The following is a 3,061-nucleotide window of genomic DNA, read 5'->3' as shown; positions in this document are numbered from 1 at the left end:
ATGGGCATGGCGAATACGCTAAGTGGTGTGGTGTAAGAGCGCCGACCTTCGGAAAGGCCTGGGTTCTGATCAGGACGCCACAGCGGGCCACTAATGTTGGGATTGTCGTTCACGCGCGCGGGGCTTTCAAGACTCACGTATCGGCGCGCAACGGTCCATTCGTCGATGGTCTCAAAACCGAATCTTCAAAGATCATCCTCGAATCCATTCAATTTCGTCACAAAACTGTGTTTCTGCCTTGTTAGCTCATGTGAGACCGTAATTCTATCAAGGAGACTAGCAAGATGAGAAGCACTTACTGGGTGGCATGTGCTGCCGCCGCTACTGCTGCGCTTTTCGCGGGCCAAGCATCTGCACAATCGGTGAGCGAGGTTTGCCCCTCCCCACTGAGCATGGCCGACACCGGCATCGAAGGCATGGGCGATCTGACGGAAGCTTTCGGCCCCTTTGCCGAAACCTTCGAGGAACTGACCGGCGTCGAGTTGGCGCTCTATTCCCTGTCGAACCGCACAGCTGCGGGCACGGCTCTGCAGTTCGATGAAGTCGACTTCGTCTTTGCCGGCCCGTCCGAATTTGTCCTGTTCCAGCAACTGGCCGAGATGGACATCCTGTTCTCGGTCGTGCGTCCGAACTACGGCTCCAGCTTCGTCGTCAAGGCCGACAGCGACATCGAGACGCTCGCCGATCTGGCCGGCAAGCGGGTCGCGCTCAAGGACGTGGGCTCGACCTCGGGTCACATCTTCCCGATGATGCTGATGGCCCAGGCTGGCCTCGATCCTGAAACCGACGCCGAGATCACTATGGCAGGCGATGCCCGGATCCAAGTCCTGATCAACGATGACGTCGACGCCATGGGCGGTGGCAACAAGGACTGGGACGCTGTGCGCGAACAGGACCCCGACACCGACTACCGCCTGCTGGCCCAGACCGACACGCTGCCGGGCGACCCTGTCGTCATGCGCGCCTCGCTGCCGCAAGAGTGCCGCGATTCTCTGCGCGCCACCCTGACCGAGCACACCGACGTGCTGTGGGACAGCCTGACCTCGACCGAGCGGAATGCCGACAAGTTCATCGAGCGTGACGCCTACATGTCCTTCGAGACCGATCCGGCCATTTACGATATCGTGCGCGAAGCATACTCGGTCGCCGGTATCCCGCTGGACGAGTGATACCGGTCTGTCTGATGACGCGGGGCGGCCATCCGAAAGGACTGGCCGCCTTTCACTATTGAGAATTCCCCCATTCCAGGAGCCGTTTATGATCCCAGCCATTGCCGCAAAGGACCTCCGCGTCAGCTATGGCAAACTCGATGTCTTGCGCGGCGTGTCGTTTGACATGGCCGAAGGTCAGGGCGTTGTTCTGCTTGGGGCCAACGGGTGCGGGAAATCCACCCTGATGCGCAGTCTGAACGGGCTGGAAAAGCTCGGGTCGGGCGCGATCCATATTCACGGTGAACAACTGTCCACCGCACGCGGGCGCAAGCTGCGCCAGATCCGGCGCAGCATGGGGTATGTCTTTCAGCAGTTCAACCTCGTCCCTCAATTGAGCGCCTTCCAGAATGTGCTTCTGGGTGCCATGGGGCGGCACAAGATGGGTCTTTTGTCCTGCCTGAGCCTTACAGCCCCTGTGGAGGAGCGCGCGCGCGCCCTCCATTGCCTCGAACGGGTCGGCATGGCCGACCGCGCCCTGCACCGCCCGTCAGAGCTGTCGGGCGGCCAGCAGCAACGCGTCGCCATCGCGCGGATGCTGATGCAGGCCCCCCGCGTCGTTGTGGCCGACGAACCGATCGCCAGCCTCGATCCCAAGGCCGGGCGCGAAGTGCTCGACCTGCTGTGGCGCATCGTTCGCGAAGAGGGGCTGACAATGCTATGCACACTACACCATCTTGAACTGGCGCAGGAATACGCCGACCGCATCCTGGGAATGAAGGCCGGTCGCATCGAGATCGACGCGGCCGTCGCAGACACGGATACCGATCAGCTGAACGCTCTTTACGCCGGTATGACCCGCGTGGACGCCGAACCGACGGAGGCCGCCGCATGAGCGAGAACACCAACCTTCCGCCGCGCTTCCGCGCACCCTCGGCCCTGACCTGGGTGGTGCTTGTCGGCTTTGCCGCGTTCTTTATACAGGGTATGATGGCCTCGGGTCTTTCCGTCGACCGGCTGGTCAAGGGCGCGAGCAATCTGGTGCGTTTCGTCGGTCAGGCCGTTCCGCCGGATTTTTCCCGCATGCCCAACATCGCGGATGCGATGCTGGAGACAATGAACATCGCTGTCGTCGGCGTCACATTCGGCTGTCTGTTCTCGGTACCCCTTGCCTTGCTTGCTGCGCGCAATACCGCGCCGAATGGGGTGGTCCGAACCCTCGCCCGCTTTGTGATTTCTGTGTCGCGTACGATCCCCGACCTTATCTGGGCGCTGATCTTCGTGGTGACCGTCGGGCTGGGGCCACTGGCGGGCATCCTTGCCATCATCATGGACACGATCGGTTTCGCAGCTCGGTTCTACTCCGAACGGTTCGAAGAGGTCCGAAAAGGCCCGTCGGAAGCCCTTGCCGCGACGGGCAGTGGGCGCCTTTCGGTCATTTTTGGTTCCATCATACCCGAAAGCTTCGCCTCGATGACTGCCACTTCCCTGTTCAGTGTCGAAAAAGCAATCCGCTCTGCCGTCACCCTCGGGCTTGTGGGTGCAGGCGGGATCGGAGTGGAACTTTCTACGGCGATGCGGCTGTTCCGCTACGATCAGGCCGCTGCGATCATCCTTGTCATCCTCGTGGTGGTGGTTGCTTTCGAGCAGTTGTCCACCTGGATTCGGAAACGTATCATCTGTTAAGCGTTCAGCCGAAAACCCCAATCACAGGTTTGGTGAAACGCAGAACAAGATTTAACCGCTGATCACGCCCTGCCCATATCTTATGTCTCAGGTTAAAGGCGGGGCGCTCTAAGATGCATTTGGTGCAACAAGACCGGACTTCGGGCCGATCCCCGATGGCATAGGTCTGGGCTCGAAAAAAACGCCCCGGCCGGAGCCGGGGCGCAGTCTAGAAAGCCAGTCATGAC

General features: G+C 60.7%; 4 protein-coding genes. All 4 read left to right on the top strand.

Going from position 1 to position 3,061, the window contains the following annotated elements; translation table 11 throughout:
* On the top strand, window positions 1-245 hold a 245-nt coding region (locus tag ACESL9_RS17690; RefSeq protein WP_372675388.1), incomplete at its 5' end, for a hypothetical protein.
* Between the two features lie 39 nt (window positions 246-284).
* A complete protein-coding gene (locus ACESL9_RS17685) occupies window positions 285-1,169 on the top strand; it encodes a phosphate/phosphite/phosphonate ABC transporter substrate-binding protein (RefSeq protein WP_372675387.1) in 885 nt (294 codons plus the stop codon).
* Between the two features lie 88 nt (window positions 1,170-1,257).
* Window positions 1,258-2,043 carry a phosphonate ABC transporter ATP-binding protein gene (locus ACESL9_RS17680; protein ID WP_372675386.1) on the top strand — a complete coding sequence of 262 codons (786 nt, stop codon included), beginning with the start codon at window positions 1,258-1,260 and terminating at the stop codon, window positions 2,041-2,043.
* Window positions 2,040-2,834, top strand: coding sequence for a phosphonate ABC transporter, permease protein PhnE (phnE, locus tag ACESL9_RS17675; protein WP_372675385.1), 795 nt, complete (start codon window positions 2,040-2,042; stop codon window positions 2,832-2,834). Before ACESL9_RS17680 ends, phnE begins: the two co-directional genes overlap by 4 nt.
* Window positions 2,835-3,061: the final 227 nt, after the last annotated feature.

The organism is Aquicoccus sp., from assembly GCF_041686535.1.
GTDB lineage: Bacteria > Pseudomonadota > Alphaproteobacteria > Rhodobacterales > Rhodobacteraceae > Aquicoccus.
The sequence above is the reverse complement of the archived record's forward strand: the minus strand, read 5'-3'. Positions and strand labels throughout refer to the sequence as shown.